Source organism: Burkholderia sp. Ax-1720 (assembly GCF_011753035.1).
In the GTDB taxonomy this organism is placed as follows: Bacteria; Pseudomonadota; Gammaproteobacteria; order Burkholderiales; family Burkholderiaceae; genus Burkholderia; species Burkholderia gladioli.
This window is the reverse complement of the sequence record NZ_VWWK01000361.1, coordinates 1-2475: the sequence shown is the minus strand read 5'-3', so window position 1 is coordinate 2475 and position 2475 is coordinate 1. Positions and strand designations below refer to the sequence as shown.

Sequence of the window (2475 nt, the reverse complement as noted above, 5' to 3'; positions counted from 1 at the left end):
AAGCGGCCGACGCGGCCGTCAAGCAGGCCGCGAGCGAACGCGAAGCCGCGCAAGCCGGGATCCGCCAGGCCGACGAGGCGCGCGCCGCCGCGCAAGCCGCGACGCAGCAGGCGACGGCGGATCGCGAAGCCGCCGAGGCCGCCATTCGCCAGGCCACGGCCGAGCGCGAAGCGTCGCAAGCGGCGGCCACGCAGGCCGCCGAGGCACGCGAAGCGGCCGATGCGGCGGCGAAGCAAGCCGCCGTCCAGCATGATGCCGACGCCGAGGCAGCGGCAAAGCAGGCTGCCGCCGATCGCGAAGCCGCCGAGGCAGCGCTGAAACAAGCCGCTGCCGAGCGCGAAGCGAGCGAAGTTGCCGCCAGGCAAGTCGCCGCTGACCGCGAGGCAGCCGAAGCCGCGCTCAAGCAGGCCGCCGCCGAGCGCGAGGCGAATGAAGCCGCCGCCAGGCAAGTAGCCACCGATCGCGAAGCCGCCGAAGCCACGCTCAAGCAGGCCACCGCCGAGCGCGAGGCGAATGAAGCCGCCGCCAGGCAAGTAGCCACCGATCGCGAAGCCGCCGAAGCCACGCTCAAGCAAGCCACCGCCGAACGCGAGGCGAGCGAAGCCGCCGCCAGGCAAGCGGCAGCGGATCGCGCGGCAGCCGCCGAACACGCATCGCGCCAGCCGGCTCAGGCCAATGCGCCGGCGACGCTCGCGCAGCCCACGGCCATCGCCGGCCAATCGACCGAAGCCGCCGAAGCCGCGCAGCAGGCCCTCGAGCAGGCCGCGGCCGACCGCGAAGCAGCCGAAGCTTTGATGCAACAGGCCGCCGCCGACCGCGACGCGGCCGAAACGGCGCGTCGCCCAGCCAGCGCGGACCGCGAGGCCGCCACCGAAGCCGCCGAGCAGGCCGCGCGCGCCCACGAGGCAGTCGAGCTGCAGGCCGCCCAACTGAAGACCGAGCGCGCCGCGCTGGCCGACGCGAGCGAACAACTGGCCGCCGCGCAATCGGCCGCCACGCTCGCCGCGGCGGACAAGGCCGCGGCCGAGCTGCTCGCCGCCCAGGCCGCCTCCGACAAGGCCGCCGCGGAACAGGCCTTGCGCGAGGCCGAGCAGAAGGAAGCCGCGCTCGAGCAGGCAGCCGCCCAGGCTCCCGTCGAAAAACCGGCAGGCGAAGCCACGGCAGCCGATACGAAGCTGGTGGTGGCCCGCCCCGCGCAGGATGCGCTGACGCTGGCTATCGGCGGACGCGAAATCCCCTTGACGCCGGTGCAGCTGAGCCAGCTGATCGAGGAACTCGCGCACGCGCGCGCCTCGATGACGCCCGAGCAGCCGAGCGGCCTGCCGACCGGCTGGCGCTTCGTGTCGACGCGCAATCCGATGATGGCGGTGCAGAAGCAGGCCAACGGCGACCGCCTGCTGGTGGCGCGGCATACCGGCTACGGCTGGGTGCCGTTCACCTTCTCGCCGGACACGGTGATCCAGATGTACATGCTGCTGACGCAATAGTCGCCGCGCGCCAGAAAGCCAAACGGCACACGATCTCGCGATCGTGTGCCGTTTTTTATCCTGCCTTGCGCCGCGCCTCGGGCGCAGCGCAGGCGTTCAGCGCTCCACCGGCGCCTGCACGCGCGCCTTCCACTGGCCGCCCTTGCCTCGCCAGTAGCGCCAGGCCGAGGCGAAGGTCGCGCCGTTGTAGAACAGCGCCACCAGCGGCAGCGCCGGCGCCCACAGCAGCGAGCGCCGGTAGTAGGCCAGCATCGGCGCGTAGGCCGCGCTCATCGCCGCCCAGGCCAGCCACGCCGGCCAGGCCCGCGCGCCGTAGGCGAGCGCGGCCAGCGGCGGCAGCAGGTAGATGATCGACATGCCCAGCAAGGTGCCGGCCAGCAGCAGCGGCGAGTAGCGCAGCTGCGTGAAGGCGGTGCGCGCGATCATGTTCCAGATATCGCGCCAGCTATCGTAGGGCCGCAGCGACACGCTGCGATCGGCCAGGTCCAGGCGGATCGGATGATGCCGGCCGCCGCGATGCTTGATCTGCGCGGCCAGGCTGCAGTCGTCGATCAGCGCGCCGCGGATCGACTCGATGCCGCCCGCCTCCTCCAGCGCCGCGCGCCGCACCAGCATGCAGCCGCCCGCCGCGCCGGCGGTCTTGCGGCGCGTGTTGTTGATCCACGAGAACGGATAGAGCTTGGCGAAGAAGAACACGAAGGCCGGGATCAGCGCCTTTTCCCAGAACGAGTCGCAGCGCAGCCGCACCATCAGCGAGACCAGGTCGCGGCCTTCGGCCTGGGCGCGCGTGACCAGCTGGGCCACCGCGTCGGCGGGATGGCCGATGTCGGCGTCGGTCAGCAGCAGGTAGTCGGCCGGCAGGCCCAGCGTGCGCACCGCCGCGATCCCCTGCGACTGCGCCCAAACCTTGCCCGACCAGCCCGGCGGCAGCGGCTGCGCGCCCAGCACCGTGAGCCGGTCGGCGCGCTGCGCGGCCAGCGCGGCCGCG

Annotated in this window: 2 protein-coding genes and 1 pseudogene; 1 reads left to right on the top strand and 2 read right to left on the bottom strand. The window is 73.0% G+C overall.

Translation table 11 applies throughout. The annotated features are described in order from the left end of the window. Positions 1 to 800: pseudogene (locus tag F3J18_RS36680) on the bottom strand (hypothetical protein); the annotation flags it as partial. Here F3J18_RS36680 and F3J18_RS38445 point away from each other — a divergent pair. After that, positions 795 to 1487, top strand: coding sequence for a hypothetical protein (locus F3J18_RS38445; RefSeq protein WP_240156515.1), 693 nt, complete (start codon positions 795 to 797; stop codon positions 1485 to 1487). The pseudogene F3J18_RS36680 and the gene F3J18_RS38445 overlap by 6 nt on opposite strands. A gap of 96 nt (positions 1488 to 1583) precedes the next feature. On the opposite strand, the gene F3J18_RS36670 is transcribed toward F3J18_RS38445, so the two are convergent. Next, positions 1584 to 2475: glycosyltransferase (locus F3J18_RS36670; RefSeq protein WP_166917031.1), on the bottom strand; the 892-nt coding region annotated here is incomplete at its 5' end.

Bases quoted from the DNA above. Each gene is read 5' to 3' on its own strand.
- F3J18_RS38445 (WP_240156515.1), top strand. From the start codon at position 795: ATGCAACAGGCCGCCGCCGACCGCGACGCGGCCGAAACGGCGCGTCGC.